Raw genomic sequence first — 26,999 nt, forward strand, 5'->3', positions numbered from 1 at the left:
CTGGATGTTGGTTTATCACTCAAGTTAGAAACAATTTTCATGAATCTATTTGTTCTTCTTGCATCTCCCAATTGAGTCTTTTCTAATTCTTCCCTTACCCATTGATCGATCATTTTAATCTCATTCCTGGGCGATCGCCCGATCGTTTAACAGCACAGATGTTGATTTTTGTCAAATTTATTGTTAAGAAAGATGTTTATAAAGCATAGCTTATTAAGGGGGATTTAGGGGGATCGAGATATGTGCAACTTCACATTAAATTGGTATTACTGGGTATCGTTTTTGTTATTTTCTTAAGTATTTTTACTGGCATTATTGGATAATTACTAGATTATAATAGTTAGATCAAAAATAATAAAAAAATAACTATCGTTATGATAGAACTAACTGGCTATCAAATTATCGATCGCATTTACTCAGGCACTCGCACCGTAGTTTATCGAGGTTTCCGCACAGACGACAAACAGCCCGTTGCCATCAAAGTCTTGCATAGCGAGTATCCCAGCTTCAGCGAACTCGTCCAATTTCGCAATCAGTACACGATCGCCAAAAACCTCAACTTGCCCGGAATCATCCAAACCTACAGCTTGGAACCCTACCGCAACGGCTATGCGCTGATTGTCGAAGACTTCGGGGGAATTTCTCTAAAAGAGTGGACTGGAAAAGGCAAAACAGTAAAATCTCTCGTTGAGTTTTTCCAAATAGCGATCGCCCTAAGCAATACATTAGATATACTTGGGAACCACTGCATCATTCACAAAGATATTAAACCAGCTAATATTCTGATTAATCCGCAAACCAAGCAAATCAAACTAATCGACTTCTCCATCGCTTCTTTACTGCCACGAGAAACGCAAGAAATTTATTATAATCCCAACGTTTTAGAAGGAACCATCGCCTATATTTCTCCCGAACAAACAGGACGAATGAACCGAGGCGTTGACTACCGAACCGACTTTTATTCCCTCGGAGTTACTTTTTACGAACTGCTGACAGGAAATTTGCCGTTTCAATCCCAAGATCCGATGGAGTTAGTTCACTATCATATTGCCAAACAACCGCCATCTCTTCGACAAGAAACAAATCCACAATCAACAATTAAAAGTGTAGATATTCCGCAGGCAATTGCTAATATTGTCATGAAGTTGATGGCGAAAAATGCAGAAGAACGCTATCAAAGTGCATTAGGATTAAAACACGATCTAGAAACTTGTTTTGCTCAACTCCAAGCAACTGGTAAAATTGAGCATTTTGAATTGGGACAACGGGATATTTGCGATCGCTTCCTGATTCCTGAAAAACTCTACGGCAGGGAAATCGAAGTTCAAAAACTATTAGCAGCATTCGATCGAGTAGCGACTCCCCTGTCATCCACCCTTAGCAACGGTAGACAAAGGGGGGGTGAATTGATCCTGGTTTCTGGATTTTCTGGCATTGGCAAAACGGCTGTTGTGAATGAAGTTCACAAACCCATTGTCCGGCAACGGGGTTATTTTATTAAAGGGAAATTTGACCAGTTTAATCGCAATATTCCCTTTTCTGCCTTTGTGCAAGCCTTCCGCGATCTGATGGGGCAACTGCTTTCCGAGTCGGACACCCAACTACAAACCTGGAAAACACAGATTCTAGAAGCGGTTGGCGAAAATGGGCAGGTAATTGTTGAAGTAATTCCTGAACTGGAACGAATTATCGGCACACAATCTGTTGCCACTAAACTGTCGGGAACAGCCGCCCAAAATCGATTCAATTCATTGTTTGAAAAGTTTCTTCAAGTCTTCACAAAACCAGAACATCCCTTAGTTATCTTTTTGGATGATTTGCAGTGGGCAGATTCCGCTTCACTGAATTTGATGCAACTGTTAATGGCATCGGAAACAGGCTATTTGCTGCTGATTGGAGCATACCGGGACAATGAAGTTTCCGGAGCCCATCCGTTAATGCTGACCTTGGATGCAGTGAGCAAAACTGAGGCAATCGTGAGTACGATCGCCCTAAAGCCATTAAGCCAATCTAGTTTGAATCAATTAGTTGCAGATACGCTCAACTGTGATACGGCGTTAGCGCAACCGTTGACGGCATTGATTGCACAAAAAACCCAAGGAAATCCATTTTTTGCCACTCAGTTTCTCAAGGCACTCCATCAGGATGAGTTGATTAAGTTTGACAGCCAAGTCGGACATTGGGAATGCGATATTGTCCGGGTGCGGGAGGCGGCACTCACGGATGATGTGGTGGAGTTTATGGCGTTGCAGTTGCAGAAACTGCCACTGGAAACACAAGCGGTGTTGAAACTGGCTGCTTGTATTGGCAACGAATTCGATTTGAAGACGCTGGCGATCGCATTTGAGCAATCTGAGACGGAAACGTCAACAACATTGTGGCAAGCTTTGCAAGAAGGCTTGATTCTACCTCAAAGTGAAGTTTACAAGTTTTATATCCAACGAGAAACCCAGGATTTAGTCGAAAATTCACAGATTGCACTCTACAGATTTCTCCACGATCGCATCCAACAAGCTGCCTATTCTCTCATTCCTGAGTATCAAAAATCCCAAATTCACCTCAAAATTGGCAGATTACTGTTAGCTAAAAGTTTATCTGCAAACAGGGCAAAGCAAGTATTTTTGTTAGTGAATCAACTGAATTTGGGAAGAGCATTAATTAACCAATTATCGGAACAATTACTGTTGGCTCAACTGAATCTAGAAGCAGGTGACAAAGCGATCGCCTCTACTGCTTACGAAGCTGCCGTAGATTATTGTCGCACCGGCATCGAATTGTTGCCACCCGACTGCTGGGATCGACAGGATACCTTGACTCGCAAGCTGCATCAAGGCCTTGCCCAAGCCGCCTGTCTGTGCAGTCAATTCGAGTTGATGGATCGGTGCATTGACACTGCACTCCAACACAGCCCTGATTTCTTAACAGCCCTACCGATGCAGGACATTCGCCTACAGGGCTTGAAACTTCAAAGTCGCTTTTCCGAAGCAATTGCTCTCGGGCGATCGCTCTTAGAGACATTAGGCATCACCTTTCCGTCCCAGCCCCAGCCCCAGGATATCATCATGGGCTTGCAGGAAGTACAAGCTAAACTTGCCGATCGCTCGATCGAGGACTTATTAGAATCTCCAGCGATTGACGATCCCTACAAACTGGCAGCCAGCTATCTATTACTGAGAATTTCTCCCGCCGCCTTTTTAGGCGATCCGATGTTGTTCCCCCTGCTAGTATTAGCACAAACCAAACTTGGATTAGACAATGGTCATGCTGCTCCTCATACTCATGGTTATGCAAACTACGCGATGTTAGTGGGTGGAATGTTAGGAGATAAAACCGCTGCCTATGAATTTGGACAATTAGCACTCCAACTTATCGATCGATACGAAGCCCGCGAACTGGCGGCCATGACCACATTCTTAGTCAATCTTTTTACTCAACATTGGCATTTTTCAGCACATCAGATTGTAGAAAAATTGCAACAAACTTACACCCTGGCTATAGAAACTGGTGATTATGAACACGCCACTTATAGTGCTTTTAACTACTGCAATCTAGCTTATTTAGCTGGAAACAATTTAGCAACAGTCCATGTTGAAATGGAAAAGTATAGCCAGTGGATGGGGCAAATCGGAGAAGCTGGCATTGGTTTCGCCATCCATCAAGCTAATCACCAGGGTATCTTGAGCTTAGAAGGGAAAATTCCTGCACCCAGTTTCCCGAGCGATTGGGAACAGATGAATCCGGGAATTCCTGTCTTTATTTATTACATTCACAATCAGCTCGTTTATAGCTATCTTTTTGGTGATTATCACACCGCTCAACGCATTGCTTCCCTACTAGATCGCTGCGATCCGATTACGCGGACTCAGCTTGTTGTTATTGTCACCGAATTTTATGCAGTGCTAGCAGATTTGGCTCTTGAACCCAGCACGCAGCCAGAAAAATCTGCATTGGGCGATCGCATTCAGAGCAAACTCACACAGCTTGAACAAAGGGCTAGCCAAGCTCCGATGAACTTCCAACATAAATACGATCTGGTGGCGGCGGAGCATCGGCGAGTGCTGGGTGAAAGAATAGAAGCGATCGATCTATACGATCTTGCCATTTCTGGAGCTAAAGCCAACAAATACATTCAAGAAGAAGCCCTCGCCAACGAACTTGCAGCCAAATTCTATCTAGATTGGGGCAAAGAAAAAGTCGCCTCCGGCTATATGCAAGAAGCTTACTACTGCTATGCCCGTTGGGGAGCCAAAGCCAAAACCGATGACTTAGAAAATCGTTATCCCAATTTACTGCGCCCCATTCTCTATGCAGGTACCGAATCTCTAACTATCTTGGAAACACTGACAACAATTACTGCTCTTGCGCCTCATTCCTCTATTAACACCTCTACCAATCCTACCCAGTCTTCAAGCACGAGCATTAACACCGCTCTGGATTTTGCCACGCTCCTCAAAGCCTTTCAAAGCCTCTCTGAAACCATTCAACTGGAGCAGCTCCTGCATCAACTCAGCCAAATCATTTTACAAAACTCTGGGGCTGAACGCTTCGTGATGATAGTTCCCAATGAAGCTGGGGAATGGTATGTCCAAGTCATCGCAACTCTCGATGAAATCGATATTAGCGCTGCTCCCCTGGAGGGGCATGAGGCTCTGCCGATAAAACTGATTCAGTATGTCAAAAACACGCAGGAAGTGGTTGTCATCGACAATCTCAAGACTGATTTGCCAGTGATTGACGAGTATTTACTCCAGCGACAGCCCAAGAGCATTTTGTGTCTGCCTGTTTTGCATCAAAGTCAATTACGTGGCATTGTATATTTGAAGAATAAAAGAACCAGTGGTGCGTTTACGCGCGATCGCATCCTGACTCTTAACTTTCTCTGCACTCAAGCCGCTATTTCCATCGAAAATGCCAAGCTATATCAGCGAGAAAAAGAGAAATCCGATAAATTAGCTCAACAAGAAAAACAGTATCGCAGCATTTTTGAATCAGTCACAGATGGACTCTCAATTGTCGATCTAGAGACAGGTATCACAATTGCGATCAACCCAACTGTATGTAAAATATTTGGCTATTCTGAGGCAGAGTTTCTGGCTTTATCTCCGCCAGATTTTGTGATAGCTGAAGAACTTTCCATATTTGCCAAATTTATTGAGACTGTCCGAGGCGGGCAGATTTTTAATCATCGTGGGCGATGTATCCGCAAAGATGGCACAATTTTTGACATTGAGATTAAAGCAACTTCCTGTGACTACAACGGCAAGCGTCATGCGCTAGTAATTTTCCGAGATATTAGCGATCGCAAACACGCTGAAGCTGCCCTGGCTGAGAGTGAGGCTAAATTCCGAAGATTGGTGGAAGGGGCAAATGACATGATTTGGTCTGCCCAGGCAGATGGCATCTTTACCTACCTTTCTCCCCAATTTGAGACGATGTTTGGATTCCCCCCGTCTGATTGGGTTGGAAAATCCTTAACATATTTAATTCATCCCGATGACTTAGAAATGGCGCTGGCACCGGCTAAAGTTGCGCTTGAGCAAGGCACGAACCAGCAAGATATAGAATTTCGTCACCTATGCCAAGACGGCAGCTATCTGTGGGTAACACTAAACATGACTCCCATCAAAGATACTGAAGGTCATGCTATAGGACTCCAAGGTATTGTGCGAGATATTAGCGATCGCAAAAATGCAGAAACCATTATTCAACAAAAAACCCACGCCTTAGAACAGGCTTTACAAGAATTGCAGCAAGCTCAATTACATATGGTTCAAAGTGAAAAGATGTCAGCCTTGGGTAATTTAGTTGCCGGTGTTGCCCACGAAATTAATAATCCCGTGGGCTGCATTGTCGGTAATGTCGGTGCGGTACAGGATGCTCTTAACGACTTATTTGGACTTATCGATCTCTATCAGAAAAAGTTTCCTACACCCGATACGGAAATTGAAGACGAATTAGAAGCGATCGATCTGGAATATTTACGGGAAGATTTACCAAAATTAATCAAGGCGATGAAAGATGGGGCCGATCGCATTACATCGATTAGCAAAAGTCTCCGCACTTTCTCCCGTAACGATAGCGACACTAAGCAGTTATTCAACCTCCACGAAGGCATCGATAGCACAGTCCTAATTCTGCGCCATCGTCTCAAAGCCAACGAACATCGTCCCGCCATTGAAGTTGTCACCGAATATGGCAAAATTCCGGGAATTACCTGTTTCCCCGGACAACTCAATCAGGTATTTATGAATATTTTGGCGAATGCGATCGATGCGCTAGATGAATCTAATTCAGGACGCAGTTTTGCTGAGATTAAAGCTCATCCCAATCGGATCGAGATTCGGACGAACCTGGAAAGTGAAGGTGTAAAAGTGAGGATCGCGGATAACGGAAAAGGAATGTCGTCAGAAGTAAAATCCCACATTTTCGATCATTTATTTACCACGAAACGTGTGGGAAAAGGCACTGGGTTAGGATTGGCGATCGCCCGACAGATCGTAGAAGAAAAACACGGGGGGACTATCGAGGTGGCATCAACTCTAAGTGAAGGTACTGAGTTTGTAATCTCGCTCCCAATTAAAGGCCATATTTCAACAGTTGACAGTTGACAGTTGACAGTTGACAGTTTGAGAGCGACCTCTACCTAGAAGTCCGAGGATTGGAGTAATGAATAGTCTGATTTTAATTTTAAAAGTTAATAAAATGGCTTGCGATCGCAGCTTAAAATAGGGAATAGCGATCGAACCATTGGTGGCAAAGGTCAGGGTACGATCGCCTGTGAACATAAAACCTGGAGACCAAAGCTCAACCTCCCGGGTGCATCTGGCGCAAGGAAGAGGGCGAAGCATGACCGCATATAAGTTATTAGTTATAATCTCATATTGATTGCGGTCATGCTTCGCCCCTACGGATATATTCGCCTTGCGCCAGATGCACCAAACCTCGCAGATTCAATGCGGCAATAAATCTAAAATCGACTTACCTATGATGAAATCTAACGCGAATTCCGCTAAAACTCTACCTTTACGACTTGTACTCGTAGTTCCGTTTGTCTTGCAAATCTTTGCCGCAGTCGGACTGACTGGTTATCTGTCGCTGCGTAACGGACAGCAAGCAGTAAATGATGTTTCCAGTCAGTTGCGTCAAGAGATTAGCGATCGCCTCAACCTGCAAGTCCTGGCTTATCTAGACAAGCCTTATATTGTAGGGCAAACGATCGTGGCCGCGGGTCAAGAGGGGCGGTTAGATTTAACAGATGTCACCAAACTAGAACGGACTTTTTGGCGGTTGGTCAGCCAAGATACTGTCGAATTCATGCAAATTGCTTTAACTGATGGCACAAGTATTACCTTAGAGGATACATTAAAGGATGGCATCGTTTCTCGGGTTGGTGACAAAGCGAATCTGCCTCAGCGTCAAATCTACAGTCTGGGCGATCGAGGTCAACGGACTAGGTTGATAGAAACTCAACCAATGTTTGACGCTCGGACTCGATCCTGGTATTTAGCTGCACTGAAAGCCGGAAAACCAATCTGGACATCTCAGCCCTACTTGGGCCAGACGACGAAGAAGGCGACAATTGCTCTAACCCAGCCGATCTACAACAGCGATGGAAATTTATTAGGAGTTCAAAACAATATTTTTCGGATTAGCAAGATTCATAGCTTTCTCAACAATCTACAGGTGAATCAAACAGGACAAACGTTTATCATCGATCGATCGGGCAACCTGATTGCAAGTTCCACGATCGAAGAGCCTTATATTATAGATCGCAAAAAAAATGAATTACAACAAATTCCTGCCGTCAAGTCTGAAAATTATGTAATGCGTCAAACAGCCCAAGCAATCCTCGAACGACTTGGCACTTTTAACAACATTGCCGAAAGTCAGCAGCTTGATTTTATGCTGGGAAACCAACGTCAGTTTATTCAAATTTCAACTATTAACGACAAACGAGGTATCGATTGGATCGGCGTCATTGTAGTCCCTGAATCAACTTTCATGGCACAAATCAATGCCAACACTCGCACCACAATTATCCTCTGTTTGGGTGCGTTGGTTTTGGCAACCGTTCTCGGTATATATACTTCCCAATGGATTGCCGATCCGATTCTGAAATTGCAACAAGCCAGTGAAGCCATTGCCACGGGTGAACTCGATCGCACAGTCGAAATTAACGATATCAAAGAATTAGCAGGGTTAGCGCGATCGTTCAACCAAATGGCAGCGCAACTCAAAACATCCTTCACAGTCCTCGAAGCTCGCGTTGCCGAACGTACCCTAGAACTTCAACAAGCAAAGGAATTAGCCGACAACGCCAACGCCGCCAAAAGCGAATTTCTCGCCAATATGAGCCACGAACTCCGCACACCCCTTAACGGCATCCTCGGCTACGCTCAGATTCTGCAACGCAGCGAACCCCTCACCTCGAAAGGAAGTAACGGCGTTAACATCATCTACCAATGCGGCTCGCACCTTCTCACCCTGATTAACGATATCCTCGATCTCTCTAAAATCGAAGCCGGTAAACTAGAAATCTATCCCGCCTCCTTCTACTTTCCTTCCTTTCTCCAAAGCGTTGTAGAAATCAACAGTATTCGAGCGCAACAAAAAGGAATTACCTTCGACTTTCTCCCAGATGATAACTTACCTATGGGAGTCCTGGCGGATGAAAAGCGTTTGCGTCAGGTACTAATTAATCTGTTGAGTAATGCCATTAAATTCACGAATCAAGGCAGCGTGACCTTCTTAGTTGAGAGAGTTGAAACAACGGATCGACCGGATTTTTGCACTCTCCGTTTCTCAGTAAAAGATACCGGAGTCGGAATTACCCCGCAACAACTAGAGCAGATATTCCAGCCATTTGAACAGGTAGGTGATATCAAAAAACAATCCGAAGGTACTGGATTAGGACTAGCAATTAGCCATAAAATTGTCTCCTTGATGGGTAGTGAAATTAAAGTCGAAAGTATTTCCGGGGAAGGTAGCACCTTCTCCTTTGAAGTAGAATTGCCCGAAGAGAAGGATTGGGCTGCGGATTCGAGAGTTGTTTCTCAGAGAACTATCCTAGGCTATGCTGGGAAACGACGCAAAATTTTATTGATCGATGACCGCTGGGAAAATCGTTCGGTATTGCTGAATCTTTTGGAACCAATTGGTTTTAAAATTATTGAAGCTAGCGACGGACAAGAAGGACTCCAGCAAGTTTTACAGACTGCACCGGATTTGATTATTACCGATCTATCCATGCCAGTCATGGACGGGTTTGAGTTTTTGCACTCATTGCGATCGCATCCAGAACTACAACATCACATTGTGCTGGTTTCTTCAGCCAGTGTCTTTGAGATCGATCGCCTCAATAGCATTAAAGCGGGGGGCAATAATTTCTTACCCAAACCCATCCAAGCTGAAATATTGCTAGAACAAGTGCAAAAGTATTTAAAGTTAGAGTGGATTTATCAGGATCCCAAAGACGAGCAACTTTGGGAGTTGGATGTAGCTCAAGAAATTAAGCCGCCATCTGACGCCATTTTGACCCAACTTGCTCAACTAGCCAAAATGGGCGATTTAGAGGAAGTGATGGAAGTCGCCCAGCAAATTTCCGATGGGGATAATGCCGCTTTTGTCCGAGAACTTATCCAGATGACTGAGGCGTGCGAGATCAAACAACTACGGGCATTTATTCAGCAGTATCTCGCTTAATATGTAGTATTAGAAACTATGATTGACTCAAGCAATTCCTTTATTTTGATTGTGGATGACAATCCAACCAACTTGTCTATCCTCTCCAAAACCTTGAAATCCGCCAACTACAAAATTCGCATGGCAGTGGATGGCGAAGAAGCCCTAGCTATGGTGGCCTATGCTCACCCAGACCTAATTTTACTCGACGTGCAAATGCCCAAAATGGACGGTTTTGAAGCCTGTCGCCGCCTCCAATCAGACCCCGCTACTCAAGGTATCCCCATAATTTTTATGACGGCTTTGGCAGATACGGAGAATAAAATCCAAGGCTTATCCTTGGGGGCGGTGGACTACATTACCAAACCTTTTGAACCTCAGGAAGTATTAGCAAGGGTGAAAGTTCACTGGCGTCTAAAGCAACTAGCCGACACCTTAGAACAACGAGTGGCACAACGTACCGATGAGTTGGAGAAAGTCCAATTGCAATTGGTGCAGCAAGAAAAACTCTCCACTCTGGGACAACTGGTGGCGGGTGTTGCTCATGAAATTAACAATCCCATTGCTTGTGTCGTAGGTAATGTCAGTGCTGTGGAAGATAGCATTAACGATCTATTTGATTTGATCGATCTATATCGCCAACGGTTCCCCGAACCCGGCCCGACAATTGAGGCATCTCTAGACACGATCGATCTAGAATATCTGCGGGAAGATTTGCCCAAACTGGTTAAATCCATGAAGGATGGGGGCGATCGCATCGTATCTATTAGTCAAAGCCTCCGCACTTTTTCCCGCGCCGACAGCGATAAAAAGCAGAAATTTAACCTGGCTGAAGGTATTGACAGCACAGTGCTGATCTTGCGCCATCGCCTCAAGGCAAATAATCTGCGTCCAGCCATTGAAGTGATTGCTAACTACGGCGATGTGCCAGAAATTAATTGTTTTCCCGGACAATTAAATCAGGTGTTTATGAATATTCTCGCCAATGCGATCGATGCTTTGGATGCAGCGTGCGTTGGGCGAACCTATGCGGAATTAGAAGCCGATCCTGAGCGAATTATTATTTCTACTCAAATGTCGATCGACCTTTCTACCGTAGAAATTAGTATCAAAGATAACGGCTCTGGTATGCCAAACTCAGTAAAATCGCGGATTTTCGACCATCTGTTTACTACGAAAGAGGTTGGCAAGGGGACGGGATTGGGATTGGCGATCGCTAAGTCTATCGTAGAAGAAACCCACAGCGGCAAGTTAATCTGCCATTCTGTGCTGGGTGAAGGGACAGAATTTGCGATCGAACTTCCGGTATAAAAAATATTACATTGTGCCCAGTCGCTCGATCGCGCAATCGGATGTGATATTATCGATCGACCTTGGGTGCGGACTTGAGCTTCAAAGCGCTTAAAAATTTAACGCATTCAGCTTCAAGCAATCGGTATTTAATCGGCTTGATGAAGGCATTAAAATGATTTAACCCAACAATATAATTGCCAGTTTCGATAGCGATAGGGGATAAATGAGTGCCTTCTATTTCCCGAGTTAAAACTGGTAAATCTCTAGCTTTCAACTGTTCAACCAACCACAGCACATCGCTGTTTTTTTGTACTTCCAAACTTTTGTCAATATCCCTAACTGAGCCTGCTATGTCATCTCGATCGAACGAAATCAGTGCAGTTAAATTAAACAAAGAACTGCTAGCAATAAAACACTGAGTTTCTGCTCTTGTCGGCCGCACTCCCAAACCTAGTTTGTCTAACAGCACTGCGAGGGCTCGAATCGGAATTGCACTCTCGGTGTTGCTGATATCGGGAGCAATTAATAAAGAGGGTTGACCTTTAATTGAAGGTGTCTCGATACTGCTATTGTAGATTAACTTTTGAATCTGTCGGTTTTCATCTTGGCCATAACATTGATTCGCAATATTTTGCCAATTGGCATCGCTTAAAAACTCTAAAAGAGCGATGTACTTGCATCCCAAACTGTGACCCACCCAAAAATAGCTCGATCGCTCTTGATAAATATCCGACTCCCAACCCAATTTTTTCGCAACTTCCGTTAGTTCTTTCCTAAGTATCTCCTGTTCTTGCAATAAACTAACTGCGATCGGCCAGTGGCGAAAACTAAACCTAAACGGCAAAGCAACAATTGTATAGCCATCTGCAAACAACTTTTTTAAGAAATCTCGATAAAATACAGTAGGAAAAGTGCCAAAAAAAGTGCCACCTATAAATTGAATGACACCTTTTGGCTGGGGGTGAACCGCTACCCAACTAAAAGAAATTGGCTGAAACTTAAATACTGGTTGCATCCGAATAATCCTCATACCATTTTAGATTTTTAACGTTTGTAGTGAGGACTGAAGTCCTCACTACAAACTAGCGGCAAGGTGCGCGGCGGGAGCGCACCCTACATATAGCCTTTCTCAGATAGGTAAGGTACGTTGTTGGGATGCGAGCCCTATAGGTTTAGTGCTTATATAAGCTGTCATTCATACCTCATCTTTTTGAGAAAGGCTATAGCCTTTCTCAGATAGGTGAGGTATGACTGCGATCTGAGTTGTTGGCGTGTCTGCGAGCTTACCGTATAACCTATGGTAAGAGGGCCCAAGCCCAACAACGTACCTCACCTACTTGAGAACTGCTATACCAGAGATTTTAGGTATTTCCCACCCTATAGAGTTGGTGGATAATTCCCTTCTTTTCTAGCAGTGAGACATTTTAACGGGAATATCGAACTTGTTCATCACGGTATTTAGCGCCTTCAAATTGGCCTCATTTGGTTCAAGTTCCGCCAGAAGTTGTACTAGCATTTGAGCTTTTTCTGAATTGTCTGCGTCTGAACTAGCTAACTCCAAATTACCATCGCGCAACTCTTCCAAAACCGGCAGTATGATTGGTGGATCGATAATAATTGGCCCAGAGATTGCCGGAGGAAGCACATTCAATGCTTTTCCGCTAGCGATCGCCAGAGTGTAATTAATTTGATCGAAGTCTAGATCCCCAACCACACCTGGAAAACCATTCGGCAAAAAAGTACCCCGAATTTCTGGATTCAGCAACACTCTGGCTCCTTGTTTGGTTGGAGGTACGGGGCCTGGAAAGAAGCGGCGGGGCTGCAAAAACAGCGAGACATATCCCCGTACTTCTAGGCTACCCGAAGTGAGAACTGCTGGCACAAGAGGTAACAATTCAACAGATGCAGTTTTGCCAGCAGGTATTCTGAAAAACCCGCGATATATGTTGCTAGATCCGATCTGAGTCAGAGGTATAAAGGTGTTAGCGCCTTCAACGTCAATAATTAAGCGAACGTTAACGCCGTCGATCGGGATTTTATTAGGATCTGGCGGTACGGGCAAACTAACGGCAAACTCAATCCGATATCGCAAGTCGATCGCTTCGAGATTAGAGATGGTGAGAAAGTATCCTTGAACGACTCGGCGAAGCACTGGAGTGAGTTCTGGTGCGGTGGGCACTGAAGGTGCAATGGGCTTTGCCAAGAGTTCAAAAGTTGAAATTTCCATGTGTTTATCTAAGTAGGTTGTGCGAGCACAAAAGTTTTGTTTTTTGCTTTTCCCTCGCTATATCTATTGATAACCGGGGGTACAAGTTAGTTACCAGTCACTTTTTTGAGTGACACTCATTTGAGCTAACCCGATCGGGCTAGCTCAACCGTGCTGGTTGACAGTGAATATAGAATTTGCTAAAAGGGCGATCGTTCTTATCGCACAAGGAAAAAGGAAGTTCGGCAACGAGCAATTTAGATCTAACGGATGTATTGGCAGTTGCGATAGATTATAATAAGTCAATCTTGGGCGCATGATGACTGTGTGGCAAGGCTTTGAGATTTCGAGACGAGCGCGAACAATAACAGAAATACGTTACTTTTGCGATCGCGAACTGTAACTTCAAAGTAATCAAATTCATTCAATAAAGTAGGAAAATGCCGTAGAACCTCCAAATCAATACAATGACCCGCTCTTTCACCCCGCCTAGAAGCTTCTAAAATCCTGCAAGTCTCCGACAATACCCTCTGAAACTGGAACAAAAATATTGCCACAAAAATCAAATCGGCTAGTGAGTTTGAGCGGGCGGGAGATTACTAACATGAGTATTTATAAAAACAGCGAGCGGGAATTAGAAATTGATAACAATTTCCCAAATCTAAAATCTAAAATCTAAAATCTAAAATCTAAAATCTAAAATCTAAAATCTAAAATGGTATTACCTCTCTCCCGAATTTTCAGCCAAGTTCCTCTCCGAACCGCTCTGCTCGTTCCTTTTCTTGTAGAAATTGCCGGCACAGTAGCGATAGTGGGTTGTCTCTCCTTGGAAGTTTGACCGAAGAACGAGACGCCAGCCCCTGGCTAACGACACGGGGATAAGTCGGCGGCGGTTTCAACCGCCTAAGCGTATTTAATAAATCTTAATGCAAGATTTGCACCATATACAGGTTAATGCTGTATAACTATAATATGAGCGTTAATTACAAATCCAACAAAAATGTCGTCTACTCGTGTAAATACCATATTGTGTGGTGTCCAAAATATCGTCGCAAAGTTTTAATTGAAGGTGTCGATGCCCGACTAAAAGAAATATTGTTAGAAGTTGCGACTGAGTTTAATAGTGAATTGATAGAAATGGAAGTAATGCCAGATCATGTTCACCTCTTAATCGAGTGCGATCCTCAGTTTGGGATTGCCAAACTAATCAGATACATGAAAGGACGATCCTCTAGATACCTCCGTCAAGAATTTCCTTGTTTAAAAAGTCGATTACCAACGTTATGGACTAATAGCTACTTCATTGCAACTGTTGGCGGTGCGCCCATTACAGTAATTAAACAGTACATTGAGACTCAAAAAAATGTCTAATTATGGCTGCCAGCAAAATTTAATTAGCCCAAATCGAGAGTTAAGAAGCGTTCTAGAGTTTGTATGCGAAGAGTCAAACAAGCTAGCCAACTCTGGGACTTACTACTGTCGGCAATTGTATTTCAAAACCGGGAAGATTCCGGGCAAGTATGACTTGCACAAATTATTCAAAGAAAATCTGCACTTTAAAGCGCTGTATTCCCATGTTGCCCAACAGACGTTGACCAGTGTTGCGGAATCTTTCAAGTCATATATTGGATTGCTGAAGGGAATCAAAAGTGGTACAGTAACGCAACATCCTAAACTACCGAAGTATCGCAAAAACAGCTTAAAACTTGTGACCTTCCCAAAAGCAGATGTAAAGCTAAAGAATGGGCAATTAAGGTTCCCATTAGGTAGTAAGGTTAAATTGTGGTTTGGGATTGGTGAATTTTATTTGCCAATGCCGTCTAACCTAGACTACAAAACAATTAGAGAGATTCGCATTTTGCCAAGAAATGGCGAATTTTATGCCGAGTTTGTCTACCAGCTTCAGTCAACAGCGATTAAATTAGATACAAACAAAGCTCTGGGTATCGATCCAGGGTTAAATAATTGGTTAACTTGTGTTTCCAATGCGGGAACAAGTTTTATTGTAGATGGACGGCATTTAAAATCATTAAATCAATGGTATAACAAGCGGGTTGCAGCGATTAAAGAGCATAGACCTCAAGGTTTTTGGTCTAAGAGATTGGCGCTCCTTACAGAAAAGCGAAACAGGCAGGTCAGAGATGCAGTCAATAAAGCGGCTAGATTAGTATTAAGCCACTGTCTCGAAAATCAAATAGGCACAATCGTTTTCGGCTGGAACAAGGGGATGCGTCAAGAAATAAATCTTGGTAGCAAAACCAATCAAAGTTTTGTGCAAATCCCTACCGCTCGGTTGAAAGATAGGATTTTCCAGCTTGGTGAACAGTATGGTATTCAGTTTGTTGAAACAGAAGAAAGCTATACAAGTAAGGCAAGTTTTTTAGATTCGGATGAATTGCCTAAGTTCGGTGAAAAAACTGAAGGGTGGAAAGAATCTGGAAAGCGCGTTAATCGTGGATTATATCGGTCAAAAGATGGAAGCAAAATTAATGCAGACTGCAATGGCGCTGCGAACATTTTGCGAAAAGTAGCGGCAACTTTAGGGCTATGCCTAAAAGGAGTCAGTAGGGGCGCTTTGATTTCGCCTTTAAAAGTTCGCATCTGGACTCTTCAAAAATCCCCGTCCCGGAGTGGGCTGGGGAGTATCAATTGTGATTCGGTATTGGCAGAAGGAACAGAATTTGCGATCGCGCTACCGCTTGTTTAAAATGCCTTGTGCTCTAGCTGTAACTATTGCAGCGGCAAAAATACGGTCATCACCTCACCCTTTTGGGGGCGCTGGCGAATTACCAGCTTGCCGCCAGCAGCGCGAAATAAATTCTTAGTGACGCTCAAATTTAAGCTCAAACTTCCTGTCTCCGGCTGTACCATGAGCAAAGGCCCGATCGATCGCAAAGGAGCATTCGCCGATCCTCCAAAAGTCGATACGCCGTTACCTTCAGGTAAGTGTTCCGATTCTAACTGCAATTTTAATTGACTCCCTGCCAACGTCACCTCTACCTGAATGCGACTTCCCGATCGCAAAGTTCGAGTAAAATTCTCAATCAAATTAGTTAACACCTGATCCAACATCGTCGGATCGCTGACTACCGCCGGCAATTTTTGGGGCACAATCACTTCTAAAGTGTGGTTGCGCTGAATCGCTTGTTTTTGCCAGCGAGGAATGCTATTTTGGAGCACTTCACCGAGGGACATGGCTGTTAGCTGCAATGCGGAATTTTTAGCTTGCGACATTTCCATTTCCACGGCGCGGAAAATTAAACCGAAGCGATCGATCTGAGCGGTACACTCAGCATCGATGGTTTCCAAACGCTTCACCACCACTGGATCGAGTTTGGGGCGTTTCAGCAGCAACCGAGTCAGGGTGCGGATGGTGGCCAAAGGAGTGCGGACTTCGTGGGCGATCGCCTGTAGCAACTCCACCTCTTTAGTCGCGTGAGGAATTGCAGACTTGCACTTGATATCTTGCCTACCTTTCAGGCTATCCTCAACTCTTTCATCCTTGAGCCTGCCTGCTTCCTCTTTCCCAACAGGCAAATTATTTAACAACAAGCTGGCGAACAGCGCGACTGTTTGATATTTGGGAGCAACAGGCAAAAACTGCTGGAATAGCGCATCTAATTTATGAGTAGAATCGTGAGTAGAATTAGGAGTTAATTGGTGCGATCGCAAATTGAATCGACCGTCAGAATTAGCAAGCAAACATTCACTTTCAGTTACGCGGCGCCGCAAAACTTCCCAAGCTTTGGCGACGACTTGGGGGTCGAAGGAAAATAGAAAAGCCGGCATTCCCGCAGCATTTTCACCCAAAACCATCACCAGACTAAAACTAGCCGTTAAAACCACACAAAATTGTTCGTTCGCCAAAGGATCGCCGATCGCCAAAGCCAAAGTCGGGGCCGTCGCAGGCACGGATCTTTGCTTGTCAGCGGCCGGTAGCAAAGCTAAAGTTTGTCTAGCACGAAAAGACCACAAAGCTGCATCGTTGTCAGGAATACTGGTAAAAATCCAATTAGCAAAGCCCGAAGCCACCACCGGCTCAGTCAAAACCGAAGATGGGCCCGACAAAATCAATCCCTGACAGGAATTGGGGACGGGGGATGGGGAGAGACAGTGTGTTTGCTTCGCGAGCATTTGATTCAAAGTTGCGATCGCGCCGTACCATTCCTGTTCAGCTTTGGGCCGGGAAGCCGCACGACTCCCAGGACACTTCGGGCGGTTGTTTTCTCCAGCCAACTTCACATCAAACAGACTGAGGTCATTTTCTAAGGCCTCGGAGGCTAAAATCTCGCTGATTGTCGGTAAAAAGTAAGTATTCACAGTAGGTATAAACCCACCTTCACCAGGTATGAAGGATGAAGTATTTATTTATAGGAATGTTCAGGAGTAAAAATTCAAGCACCAGCAGAACCCAAAAATCCCGCATAATTTCTTGCGCTTTGCTCCTAACTCACAGGATATCCACATTTGTCAACTATCGTTATTGGCAGAACCGTACAAATTAAGTCGCAATCTCCGCGCTGCGGGCGATATTTTTGACGAACCCACCCGATCGCCCCGGCAAAAGTGCAAAATGGATGCAGTTAAACACCGTGCTTTCCTTATGCCCACCTCGATCGCCGACTCGAAAAATCTGTTGTCAGAGTTAATGGCACGCTACCGCAACCAAGTAGATTATCTAGCAATTCGACTCGAAGAAGCCGAAGGCACAGACATCCTGCTGCGGGGCGAAAAAATTGAAACCCTCAGCGAAGGAGTCTCAATTGGCGGCCAAGTCCGAGCTTGTCACAAAGGCGGCTGGGGCTTTGCCAGTTTTAACCGACTTTCCACCCTCGCCGAAAGAATCGAAGAAGCCATCGCCGCAGCCAAACTGATCGGCGAAGAAGAAACGATTCTCGCGCCAGTTACGCCAGTACAAGACATTTGCTTCCTGCCTTTGACAGGAACAGACCCCCGTCTGGTGCCGCTAATTGAGAAAAAGCAATTGTGCGATCGCTACGCAGCCATCCTACGCAGCATAGACCCCCGCATCGCCACCATCTCCGTGCGTTACGGCGACAGCACCCAGCGCACGATCCTCGCCACCTCCGAAGGCACGATGCTCGAACAAGGTTGGGCAGACATGGAAATGCGGTTTGCCGCCACAGCCCGCAGCGGGGAAACCGTACAAACCGGCCGCGAAACCACTGGTTCGCGGAAAGCTTACGAAGATTTAACCGAACTTGATACCCAAGTTCGCAGTGCCGCCCAGCGCGCGGTAGACTCCCTAGCCTTGCCCCCCGTCCAAGGCAACACCTACACCGTCGTCATCGACCCAATACTTAGCGGATTGTTCGTCCACGAAGCCTTCGGACACCTTTCAGAAGCTGACATGGCCTACGAAAATCCCGACATCTTGGAAATTATGACCCTCGGCCGCCAGTTCGGCCCGAAAAACTTGCAAATTTTCGACGGTGCTGCGCCACAGGGACACCGGGGCAGCTATTTCTATGACGATGAAGGGACTCCGGCGACTACGACTCAGTTAATTAAAGACGGCGCTTTAGTTGGGCGGCTGCACTCGCGGGAAACTGCGGGTAAGTTGGGAGAAACGCCTACGGGCAATGCTCGCTGTTTAAATTATCACTATCCGCCGATCGTCCGCATGACGAATACTTGGATCGAACGGGGCGATACGCCGGTTGCGGATTTATTTTCTGGTATCAAAGAGGGTGTTTTCGCGCGCAATTGGCAAGGCGGCATGACTAACGGCGAAATGTTTACTTTCAGCGCCGGCGAAGCTTGGATGATTCGCGATGGCAAACTGGACAATCCGGTGCGGGATGTAACTCTTTCGGGTAATGTTTTCAGCACTTTAGCGGATATTGAGGCGATCGGCGACGATTTCTACTGGGATGAATCCGGCGGCTGCGGGAAGGGAGGACAAAGCGGTTTACCCGTGGGCTGCGGCGGCCCGAGTTTGCGGATCCGGGATGTCGTGGTTGGCGGCGAAGCTGCGGAAGAGTAGAGCTTCTAAACCGTGGAATATCTACTAGGTAAAGCGCCAGATTCCTACTAGCGCTTTACCTATTTTTTTTGATCTAAAACCTGAAATTTTAGGGTGATATCATGTCTGGTTGCATGGAAATTATTTAACCGCAGAGAACACAGAGGACACAGAGGGAGAGAATAGAGATCTGAATACAGGACGATGCTACCGGACATGATATGAATCGATCGTACCATTTTTGATTTTTGATTGGGTTGACTGACGGTATCAGCATCAGTCGAGAAAGTCTCAAGACTCAAAAAGTCTGGTTTCTGCGATCGCGTGCGAGTCTCGGCGAGAACATCCCGGAGACGGCGAGGTTCTACACCTTTGTGCATCGTTTTTGGTATCTTTAGCTGCTAATAGCAGTTGTTGCGATTTATTGAACTGATGTTCTGCAATTGAAAAGTTTGCTAGTTTTTGAGGAATCACAAGAGCGCTAACTAATAGCGTACTCAAACAAATTAACTTGATGGTAGTATTCATTGTGTTGTGTTTTTTTTTCAGAGATTTTTGCTCCCCGATCCAACATCGCTTCAGCCAATCTGGAAGTAATTGCGTTTAACTCTTCGTTTAAGAATGCCCTCATTACTTATTTATCTCCCTCGACAGAGTAGGGAAAAATACTCAAAGTAATCGGCCGATTTATTTTGCTTTGTTTAGCAAAAACATCCATTGTTTGGGTTTATCTCCCGCTGCCTCGTTCGGGCAAGGTATCTTTATCGTTATCTGCGTAAAATATCTGAGCGTTGGCTTGGACGGTCATAATTTCGGGAGCAGGTTTGTCTTGAGAGAAAAAGGTCGATCGGGTTTCTAAGCTTTGAGCGTTAACTGCTGTGCTACTCAGTAGCAGGGTTGACATCAGCATGGAAGAGTAAAGGCGCATCATAGAGTTCCGTGTCGTATTTTCTATTTCTTGATACGCAGCCTGTACTCTGCTATCAGGGCAAAAACAGGTAAAAAAAAAATTGAATTGCCGCGAAATCATCAATTGGTAATTGATGACCCATACATTTTTTTGAATTTTAGTCAAACGGGGTAAAACCCCTCGTTTCTCTCACTGTTTCAGTTGTAAGTTCAAGTTACCTACTAATTGCCGAAAACCACCAGCAGTCAAGGCTTCCCATCTTTTTGCGACACTCTTGCAACCAGGAAACGAAACCGTAAGTTATAAATATTTACGAGTCTTCAGATTAACTTCATAATTTATTGATATGGAGATGCAGCCTCGGATTAAAGACACAAAAACACAGTATCCTGGGCGCGGCTTGGGCACTCTATATATTTATATGTTGTTGAATCAGATTCCTGAAATTGTAGATATTTACGAGTTTTCAGATTAACTTCATAATTTATTGATATCGAGATGCAGCTTCGGATCGAAGACAAGCTAATGCCACATCAGAATGTCGCGCGTAACATAGGCTACGATCTGATTTGCGAATCTATGTATAGGAATAGAGAGTCGAGGGTTGACGAGTTATCCAAAACAACATCAGCTTGTTGGCACTTGTTAGCTAGCGGCATCTGGGCGTTAATCCGTGCATTAGCTCGATCGCAACTCAAGCCGTCTCGGTGCATCAGCCGTTGTAACTGCACTTCGGGCGAACAGTACACCACCCAAATTTCGGTACACAAGTCAGTCATGTTAGCTTCAAACAGCAGCGGCACTACCAATACCAAAGTCAACCTGTCAGTCTGGGCGCAGAAACCTGGTTTTTTTTCAACCACACTTGGTTCTAATTCGCGATCGCCTTCCCAAAACCCGCTTTCTTGAGTTTTTGTACCTAATTCATCTGTGTCTGGGGATACCAGATTTAAGGCAGCAATGTAGCTTTGAGTTTCCTCCACTAACCGGCGGCGCACATAAGGGTGAATCTGTTGATCTAACCACTGCCGTTCCGCTGCGTTACAAAAAATAATATTTCCTAACTCGGGGCGGTTTAAATTGCCGTCGGGGAGCAAAATAACGGCGCCGTATCGTTCTACAATAGAGTCTAGTATTGGCGAACCTGGGTGCACAGCTTCGCGGGCGTAAATATCGGCATCTAAAATCGGAAATCCATAGGTATATGCCAGATAATTAGATATAGCGGTTTTCCCGGTGGCGATGCCCCCAGTTAAGCCGATCGTGCGGACAATTCGATCGCTCATAATTTTCTCTGTTTAAACTCAACGGTGTTTCGACACTTACTGTCCGTATTTGCTATGTTGGTGACACAATTAAAATTAGACTTGAAATTGGGAATTGGCGATCGAGAGTTAGGGTTAGGAATTGTCAGCATGAGGGTGCGATCGACTGTTTTTTACCTAAAATCTCCATTTAAAACTTGAATTCAGGTCTAGATCGAGGCAAATTTTATGAAAGCTCAATCTGCTGTGCGATCGATTCTGGCAGCAATTCCCCTGGCTGGATTTTTGATATTAGATTTTTTCCCCAACCTGGTTTTCTTCAAAGAAGATAGCAGCGGATGGGTGATTGTGGCAATTTATCGCCAATCTCAAATTGCTGCGGCCGAGCCAATTATGGCAGCCCCAGACGGCACCGGAACCACCATCACCACGCCCGGTGCGTCGCCCTCTCGCTACGATATTACAGGTGGCACAAGTTCCAGAGACGGAGCAAATCTGTTCCACAGTTTTACTCGATTTGGTTTAAATTCTGGCGAAACTGCCAATTTCATCTCCAACCCAAACATTAAAAATATCCTCGGCCGCGTTGTCGGCGGCGACGCTTCCTTAATTAACGGTCTAATTCAAGTTAGCGGTGGCAATTCTAATTTGTACCTGATGAACCCGGCAGGGATTATTTTTGGCAGTAATGCGCGACTAGACGTACCAGGGTCTTTTCTGGCTACCACCGCTAGCAGTATCGGTTTTGACAGCGGCTGGTTCAACGGTACGGGGGCGAATAACTACGCGGGCCTAGTGGGAGCACCGAATACTTTTGCTTTTGGCGCACAGCCGGGGAGTATTGTCAATGCCGGTGACTTGGCTGTGGAAAACGGGCAGAGTTTGACTTTGCTGGGCGGTACTGTCATCAGTACGGGAAGACTTTCAGCGCCGGGGGGTCAAATTACGGTGGCGGCTGTCCCGGGCCAAAATCTGGTGCGGTTGAGTCAAGACGGACTTTTGCTGAGTTTAGAAATTGCTCCGGCTGCGGGAGTGCCAGGTTCGGAAGCTCTGCCGTTTTCTCCTCTGAGTTTGCCAAAGCTACTCTCGGGTTCCGGCGTGGCTAGCGCTACTGGTATAACTACGAACGATCGCGGTGAAGTCGTACTTACGGGCGGCCAAACAGTAGCGGCAGGTGCTGGAACTGCGTTGTTATCGGGTGCTGCGGACGTGTCTGCCAGGGGGGGCGCGGGAGGTACTGTCAACGTGTTGGGCGACAAGGTAGGGCTGTTGTCCGCGAAGATTGAGGCTTCTGGGCCCGACGGCGGGGGAACGGTGCGGATCGGGGGAGATTACCGAGGCGAGGGAACTGTGCCGAATGCCAGAATGACTTACGTGGATGGCAAAAGTTCGATCGCAGCCAACGCCACTCGATCGGGTAACGGCGGCAGAGTTTTTGTCTGGGCGGACAACACAACAGCATTTTTGGGCCGCATCAGCGCAACGGGCGTTTCTGAATCGAACAGCAGCGGTGTTGGCGGGTTTGTGGAAATTTCGGGGAAGCAAAGATTGATGTTTAACGGCACTGTCGATACTTCCGGGACAAACGGTTTGGGGACTTTGCTGTTCGATCCTGAAAATATTTTAATTACAGATTCCTCAGAAGCTGCGGGGGATGCGGCAGTTATTGCTAACAGTAATATTTTGGCAACACAAACGCCTTCACCAGGGCAGCAAAACCAGGACGATTCTTCGCTGACTATTTCAAGAAGAGCTTTGGAAAGTATCTCGGGGACAACCAATGTGGTTCTGGAAGCCCTGAATGATATTAAAATTGCTGATTTGGCGGATAATAAGTTGAGCTTTGCCGCAACTACTGGATCCGTGACATTGAGAGCAGATGCCGATCGCAATGGTGCGGGTGTTTTTTCGATGAATGCTGGAGATACAATTAGCACTCGCGGAGGCGCGATCGCCCTGGAGGGAAGTCAAATTACTGCGGGCAATTTGTCCAGCAACGGCGGAAATATTAGTTTAATTAGTCCGGGGACAACCGTTGCAGCCAATGTTTCGGCATCGAATTCCAGCGGCGGCACAAGTGGCAATATTTTGCTCGAAGGCCTGAACGTCACAGCCCAAAAACTTGATGCTAGCGGTTCTAAATCGTCGGCAAATGTAACTTTGACGGCTCGGAATATTCTGGGAGTTAGTTCGATCGCCGGTGGTTCGGGAAACATTACTTTAACTGGTAATGAAATTAATTTGAAAGGGGACAAAAATTCGGTCAGCGGGACGGGCTTTTTGGTACTCCAACCTTGGAATCTCGGTCAAAATATTGCGATCGCTGGTTCTGGAGATGTCGGGACTAATACTTATTTGAATCTGACAGCAAGCGAGCTCGAAAATTTGCAAAATGGGTTTGCTGGAATTACGATCGGCCGCAGCAACGGTAGCGGTTCGATTCTGATTGCTAATAATTTCACATTTTACGATCCGCTAATTATTCAATCGCCGACGGGTTTGGGAACAATTACGAGCACAAGTTCCCTGACAGGGGCAGACAATGCCTCAATTACTCTGAAAGCTGAGGGCAATATCCGCATCGGAAATATCACTACCAACAATCAGGAAATTCGCATCAATAGCACAACCGGCAATGTGACTACGGCTGCGCTACGCACAGGAAGTCCCCCCAGCATCAACACGAATGTCAATTCTGCGAAAGTGCCGCGCACGTCGGGGGGAGATGTGAGCGTTACCGCCGAGGGTACGGTGACTGCTGGCGCGATCGACACTAGGGGCGATCGCGCGGGGAATGTGACGCTGACTGGCCGCGGCGGAGTAACTGTTAGCGCGATCGAAGCTGGCGGCTCGGAAACAGGTGGAAATATTACTCTGACAGGCAACGAAATTGACTTGACGGGCGGCAACAATTCGATCGCCAGCAACGGCAATCTGGTGCTGCAACCAATCGATCCGGCTCAAAATATGACGATCGCCGGTGCTGCTGAGACTGAGGCTTTGAACTTGACTGCTGCGGAATTCAACTCGCTGCGAAACGGGTTTGCTTCAATCGCGATCGGGCGTGCTGACGGTAGCGGCTCGATCGCGATTACTCCAGCAACCACAACGCCCAATTCAACGCCGGCGGTGACATTTCAAGATCCGACGACGATTCGATCGCCCTTGGGATCTGGTGCGATCGTGGGAACTGGTGCGATCGTGGGAACTGATAACGCTAGCATCGCTCTGATGGGCGGTAGTGTGGCAGTGGGAGACGTTACCTCGAATGCAGGGATTAATATCACTAGCAGTCAAGGTAATGTGACTGCTGGTACGGTTTCCTCTCGATCGGCAAATGGGACGGCGGGCAATATCAACATCCGCAGCGCGGGCTCGGTAGTCGTGGGCAATGTCAATGCTTTCGGTGCCTCAAGTGGCGGAGATATCTCGATCGTGGCGCCGGGCCGGATCGTGACAGGGGTGATCAATTCTAGTTCGCAGTCGGGAAGTGCCGGTTCGAGCAAGATTACCGGGCAGAAAGATGTTGAAGTTGTTTCCATCAAAGCTAATGGAAATACGGGCGGCGATGTGGCAATCCAGGCTGGGGGATTGTTCCGGGCTGCTGGAAGCGAAACGACGAGCGATCGCGCCAGCGTTAGCATTTCTACAGACGGACAGGTGCGATCGGGTTCGCTGACGCTGTTGCAAAGCACTTGCCCGTCGGGAAACTGCACAACCACGACTGTTGGGACAGGAAACTCGAAGTCGAACGCTACCTCCTCAACTACTGCTACCGCGCCCCTGTTGAGCCTGCCGAGTCCAGCACCAACTACCACTGTGGGATTAAAAAATACAGGCAATTCTCCACAAATTGTCACTCAGACTCCGAGCGTGTCTTCGCCCAAGAGCGGTACCGCAAATGTACCCTCAGGGTCTGCTACTGTGCCTGTTGAGGAACGGTCGAACGAGACTGCTGCCGGCTCTGTTTTGCTGTCGCAGTCGGTGTTAAAAAACAATGTGGGTGCGTCTAGTGCGACAGAAAACGGCGGTGGAGCAACTGCACAAAAACCTGGAAGTGGCAATACAGACAGTATCGCGAGTTTGAGGCTGCCTGAGATTTCTCGATCGACTTCGATCGCGCAAATAAGTCCGATCGACGCAGTACAGCAAAGGGATAGAGCTCAGGGCCGGGAATTTGAACGTTATTTTGGTGGAAATCTCGATCAAAAGTCAATCACGCAGCAAAGTATCCGAGATACTCTCAGCAGCGTCAATCGCTTGACGGGAGTTAAACCGGCGATCGTTTACGTCTGGGTGAAAGACAAGAATTTAGAACTTGTGTTGTTATTGCCAGACGGCAAAAATGTGTTTAAAAGCGTGCCTGCAAGTCGCGAAACAGTGCTACAAGTTGCTAAGGAATTCACTAATGCTATCAGAACTCCCAAAACATTGACTGGTTCTGATTACAAGGAACCTGCCAAGGAACTTTACCAGTGGTTAATTGCACCGCTGCAAGCGGAATTGGATGCTAACAAAATTGACACCTTGGCGTTTTCGATGGATGCCGGTTTGCGAACTTTACCTTTAGCTGCTCTGTTTGACGGCAAACAGTTTTTGGTAGAAAAGTATAGTTTGGGGCTGATTCCCAGTTTGAGTTTGACTGATACTCGCTATGCCGATGTTAAGGATTCGGAAGTTTTGGCGATGGGTGCGTCGAAATTTCCCGAAAAATACGATCAAAATCCTTTACCTGCGGTGCCGCTCGAAATATCAACAATTGTGGGCAAGATTTGGCATGGTGCGTCTTTTCTCAACGAACGTTTTACGCTGGCAAATTTGAAGGAAAAACGCAATCAATCCCAATACAAAATTATTCACTTAGCTACTCACGGCGATTTTCAGCCTGGTGGTGCAGAAAATTCTTACATTCAGTTTTGGGATACTAAATTGCGGTTAAATCAGTTGGAAGAGTTGAAGTTATCTAACCCGCAGGTGGAGTTGTTGGTTTTGAGTGCGTGCACTACGGCGGTGGGAGACGAACAGGCTGAGTTGGGGTTTGCGGGATTGGCGGTACACGCGGGGGTAAAATCGGCTTTGGCGAGTTTGTGGTATGTGTCAGATGCTGGAACTTTGGGGTTGATGACCGAGTTTTACCAGCAGTTGCGGACGGCGCCGATTAAGGCTGAGGCTTTGCGGCAAGCGCAGTTGGCGATGTTGCGCGGGGAAGTGCGGTTGCAGGATGGTTATTTGGTGCGATCGGGCAACAATCAAGCTCTGCCTTTGCCTGCGGAATTGACGGCTAGGGGCGATCGAAATTTGTCGCATCCGTATTATTGGGCCGCTTTTACAATGATTGGTTCGCCTTGGTAATTTTGAAGGAAGAGGGAAGAAGGAAGAAGGAAGAAGGAAGAAGGAAGAAGGAAGAAGGAAGAAGGAAGAAGGAAGAAGGAAGAAGGAAGAAGGAAGAAGGAAGAAGGAAGAAGGAAGAAGGAAGAAGGAAGAAGGAAGAAGGCGTAGGGTGCGTCGCCACGAAAAATCCCTATCTACATATCGACAATTTTGCTGGCGACGCACCTTAGGAACGAAAATTTAATAACTTACACTCTTAAAAGTGGGATGGGCGTCCCGCCCGTCCTTTATAGACCAATACGGTTTACTTAACACTATTTATGCCCG

The 26,999-nt window shown here is 45.9% G+C and carries 17 protein-coding genes; 9 read left to right on the top strand and 8 right to left on the bottom strand.

Translation table 11 applies throughout. From position 1 onward, the window contains the following. On the bottom strand, positions 1 to 113 hold a 113-nt coding region (locus JGK14_RS34125), incomplete at its 3' end, for an IS4/Tn5 family transposase DNA-binding protein (protein ID WP_442921488.1). Positions 114 to 374: 261 nt separating this feature from the next. On the opposite strand from JGK14_RS34125, the gene JGK14_RS28190 reads away from it, so the two are divergent. Next, entirely contained in the window at positions 375 to 6,608 is a 6,234-nt protein-coding gene (locus JGK14_RS28190; protein ID WP_325315744.1) for a PAS domain S-box protein, read from the top strand. Here JGK14_RS28190 and JGK14_RS28195 read toward each other — a convergent pair. Next, positions 6,591 to 6,785, bottom strand: coding sequence for a hypothetical protein (locus JGK14_RS28195; protein WP_325315745.1), 195 nt, complete (start codon positions 6,783 to 6,785; stop codon positions 6,591 to 6,593). The two genes, JGK14_RS28190 and JGK14_RS28195, sit on opposite strands and share 18 nt — an antisense overlap. A gap of 199 nt (positions 6,786 to 6,984) precedes the next feature. Between JGK14_RS28195 and JGK14_RS28200 the strand changes: the two genes are divergently transcribed. Beyond that, entirely contained in the window at positions 6,985 to 9,702 is a 2,718-nt protein-coding gene (locus JGK14_RS28200; RefSeq protein ID WP_293327385.1) for an ATP-binding protein, read from the top strand. Between the two features lie 18 nt (positions 9,703 to 9,720). Continuing rightward, entirely contained in the window at positions 9,721 to 10,992 is a 1,272-nt protein-coding gene (locus tag JGK14_RS28205; RefSeq protein ID WP_293193323.1) for a hybrid sensor histidine kinase/response regulator, read from the top strand. A 49-nt stretch (positions 10,993 to 11,041) separates the two neighbouring features. On the opposite strand, the gene JGK14_RS28210 is transcribed toward JGK14_RS28205, so the two are convergent. Continuing rightward, entirely contained in the window at positions 11,042 to 12,004 is a 963-nt protein-coding gene (locus tag JGK14_RS28210; protein WP_293239801.1) for a DUF1350 family protein, read from the bottom strand. A gap of 378 nt (positions 12,005 to 12,382) precedes the next feature. Continuing rightward, complete coding sequence (locus tag JGK14_RS28215) at positions 12,383 to 13,201, bottom strand: hypothetical protein (RefSeq protein WP_293185732.1); 819 nt, start codon at positions 13,199 to 13,201, stop codon at positions 12,383 to 12,385. A gap of 951 nt (positions 13,202 to 14,152) precedes the next feature. Between JGK14_RS28215 and tnpA the strand changes: the two genes are divergently transcribed. Then, positions 14,153 to 14,551, top strand: a complete 399-nt coding sequence (gene tnpA / locus JGK14_RS28220; protein WP_293185733.1) for an IS200/IS605 family transposase — start codon at positions 14,153 to 14,155, stop codon at positions 14,549 to 14,551. Next, entirely contained in the window at positions 14,544 to 15,887 is a 1,344-nt protein-coding gene (locus tag JGK14_RS28225) for an RNA-guided endonuclease InsQ/TnpB family protein (protein ID WP_325315746.1), read from the top strand. Before tnpA ends, JGK14_RS28225 begins: the two co-directional genes overlap by 8 nt. A 23-nt stretch (positions 15,888 to 15,910) precedes the next feature. On the opposite strand, the gene JGK14_RS28230 is transcribed toward JGK14_RS28225, so the two are convergent. Continuing rightward, positions 15,911 to 17,500, bottom strand: coding sequence for a sensor histidine kinase (locus JGK14_RS28230; RefSeq protein ID WP_325315747.1), 1,590 nt, complete (start codon positions 17,498 to 17,500; stop codon positions 15,911 to 15,913). Positions 17,501 to 17,783: 283 nt separating this feature from the next. Between JGK14_RS28230 and JGK14_RS28235 the strand changes: the two genes are divergently transcribed. Further along, entirely contained in the window at positions 17,784 to 19,187 is a 1,404-nt protein-coding gene (locus JGK14_RS28235; RefSeq protein WP_293193339.1) for a TldD/PmbA family protein, read from the top strand. 270 nt (positions 19,188 to 19,457) lie between these two features. On the opposite strand, the gene JGK14_RS28240 is transcribed toward JGK14_RS28235, so the two are convergent. From JGK14_RS28240 to coaE, 3 genes are all read right to left on the bottom strand, one after another. Then, complete coding sequence (locus JGK14_RS28240; RefSeq protein WP_293185737.1) at positions 19,458 to 19,694, bottom strand: hypothetical protein; 237 nt, start codon at positions 19,692 to 19,694, stop codon at positions 19,458 to 19,460. A gap of 199 nt (positions 19,695 to 19,893) precedes the next feature. After that, complete coding sequence (gene patX / locus JGK14_RS28245) at positions 19,894 to 20,097, bottom strand: heterocyst-inhibiting protein PatX (protein WP_293185738.1); 204 nt, start codon at positions 20,095 to 20,097, stop codon at positions 19,894 to 19,896. Positions 20,098 to 20,633: 536 nt separating this feature from the next. Beyond that, complete coding sequence (gene coaE / locus JGK14_RS28250; RefSeq protein ID WP_293270402.1) at positions 20,634 to 21,362, bottom strand: dephospho-CoA kinase; 729 nt, start codon at positions 21,360 to 21,362, stop codon at positions 20,634 to 20,636. 54 nt (positions 21,363 to 21,416) lie between these two features. Between coaE and JGK14_RS28255 the strand changes: the two genes are divergently transcribed. From JGK14_RS28255 to JGK14_RS28265, 3 genes are read left to right on the top strand one after another with little or no spacing between them, the layout of a single operon-like run. Continuing rightward, complete coding sequence (locus JGK14_RS28255; RefSeq protein WP_293243448.1) at positions 21,417 to 21,542, top strand: hypothetical protein; 126 nt, start codon at positions 21,417 to 21,419, stop codon at positions 21,540 to 21,542. 27 nt (positions 21,543 to 21,569) lie between these two features. After that, the gene (locus tag JGK14_RS28260; protein ID WP_325315748.1) at positions 21,570 to 26,693 is read left to right on the top strand and encodes a CHAT domain-containing protein; all 5,124 of its coding nucleotides are present in this window, start codon (positions 21,570 to 21,572) and stop codon (positions 26,691 to 26,693) included. Beyond that, on the top strand, positions 26,687 to 26,902 hold the full coding sequence (locus JGK14_RS28265) for a hypothetical protein (protein WP_325315749.1): 216 nt from the start codon (positions 26,687 to 26,689) through the stop codon (positions 26,900 to 26,902). Before JGK14_RS28260 ends, JGK14_RS28265 begins: the two co-directional genes overlap by 7 nt. Positions 26,903 to 26,999 lie beyond the last annotated feature (97 nt).

Origin of the sequence: Microcoleus sp. PH2017_28_MFU_U_A (assembly GCF_020738035.1) — a bacterium.
GTDB lineage: Bacteria > Cyanobacteriota > Cyanobacteriia > Cyanobacteriales > Microcoleaceae > Microcoleus.

Coding starts and splice junctions, on each gene's coding strand:
- JGK14_RS28190 (WP_325315744.1), top strand. CDS start 375: ATGATAGAACTAACTGGCTATCAAATTATCGATCGCATTTACTCAGGC.
- JGK14_RS28195 (WP_325315745.1), bottom strand. CDS start 6,785: ATGTTCACAGGCGATCGTACCCTGACCTTTGCCACCAATGGTTCGATC.
- JGK14_RS28200 (WP_293327385.1), top strand. CDS start 6,985: ATGATGAAATCTAACGCGAATTCCGCTAAAACTCTACCTTTACGACTT.
- JGK14_RS28205 (WP_293193323.1), top strand. CDS start 9,721: ATGATTGACTCAAGCAATTCCTTTATTTTGATTGTGGATGACAATCCA.
- JGK14_RS28210 (WP_293239801.1), bottom strand. CDS start 12,004: ATGAGGATTATTCGGATGCAACCAGTATTTAAGTTTCAGCCAATTTCT.
- JGK14_RS28215 (WP_293185732.1), bottom strand. CDS start 13,201: ATGGAAATTTCAACTTTTGAACTCTTGGCAAAGCCCATTGCACCTTCA.
- tnpA (WP_293185733.1), top strand. CDS start 14,153: ATGAGCGTTAATTACAAATCCAACAAAAATGTCGTCTACTCGTGTAAA.
- JGK14_RS28225 (WP_325315746.1), top strand. CDS start 14,544: ATGTCTAATTATGGCTGCCAGCAAAATTTAATTAGCCCAAATCGAGAG.
- JGK14_RS28235 (WP_293193339.1), top strand. CDS start 17,784: ATGCCCACCTCGATCGCCGACTCGAAAAATCTGTTGTCAGAGTTAATG.
- JGK14_RS28240 (WP_293185737.1), bottom strand. CDS start 19,694: ATGAATACTACCATCAAGTTAATTTGTTTGAGTACGCTATTAGTTAGC.
- patX (WP_293185738.1), bottom strand. CDS start 20,097: ATGATGCGCCTTTACTCTTCCATGCTGATGTCAACCCTGCTACTGAGT.
- coaE (WP_293270402.1), bottom strand. CDS start 21,362: ATGAGCGATCGAATTGTCCGCACGATCGGCTTAACTGGGGGCATCGCC.
- JGK14_RS28255 (WP_293243448.1), top strand. CDS start 21,417: ATGTTGGTGACACAATTAAAATTAGACTTGAAATTGGGAATTGGCGAT.
- JGK14_RS28260 (WP_325315748.1), top strand. CDS start 21,570: ATGAAAGCTCAATCTGCTGTGCGATCGATTCTGGCAGCAATTCCCCTG.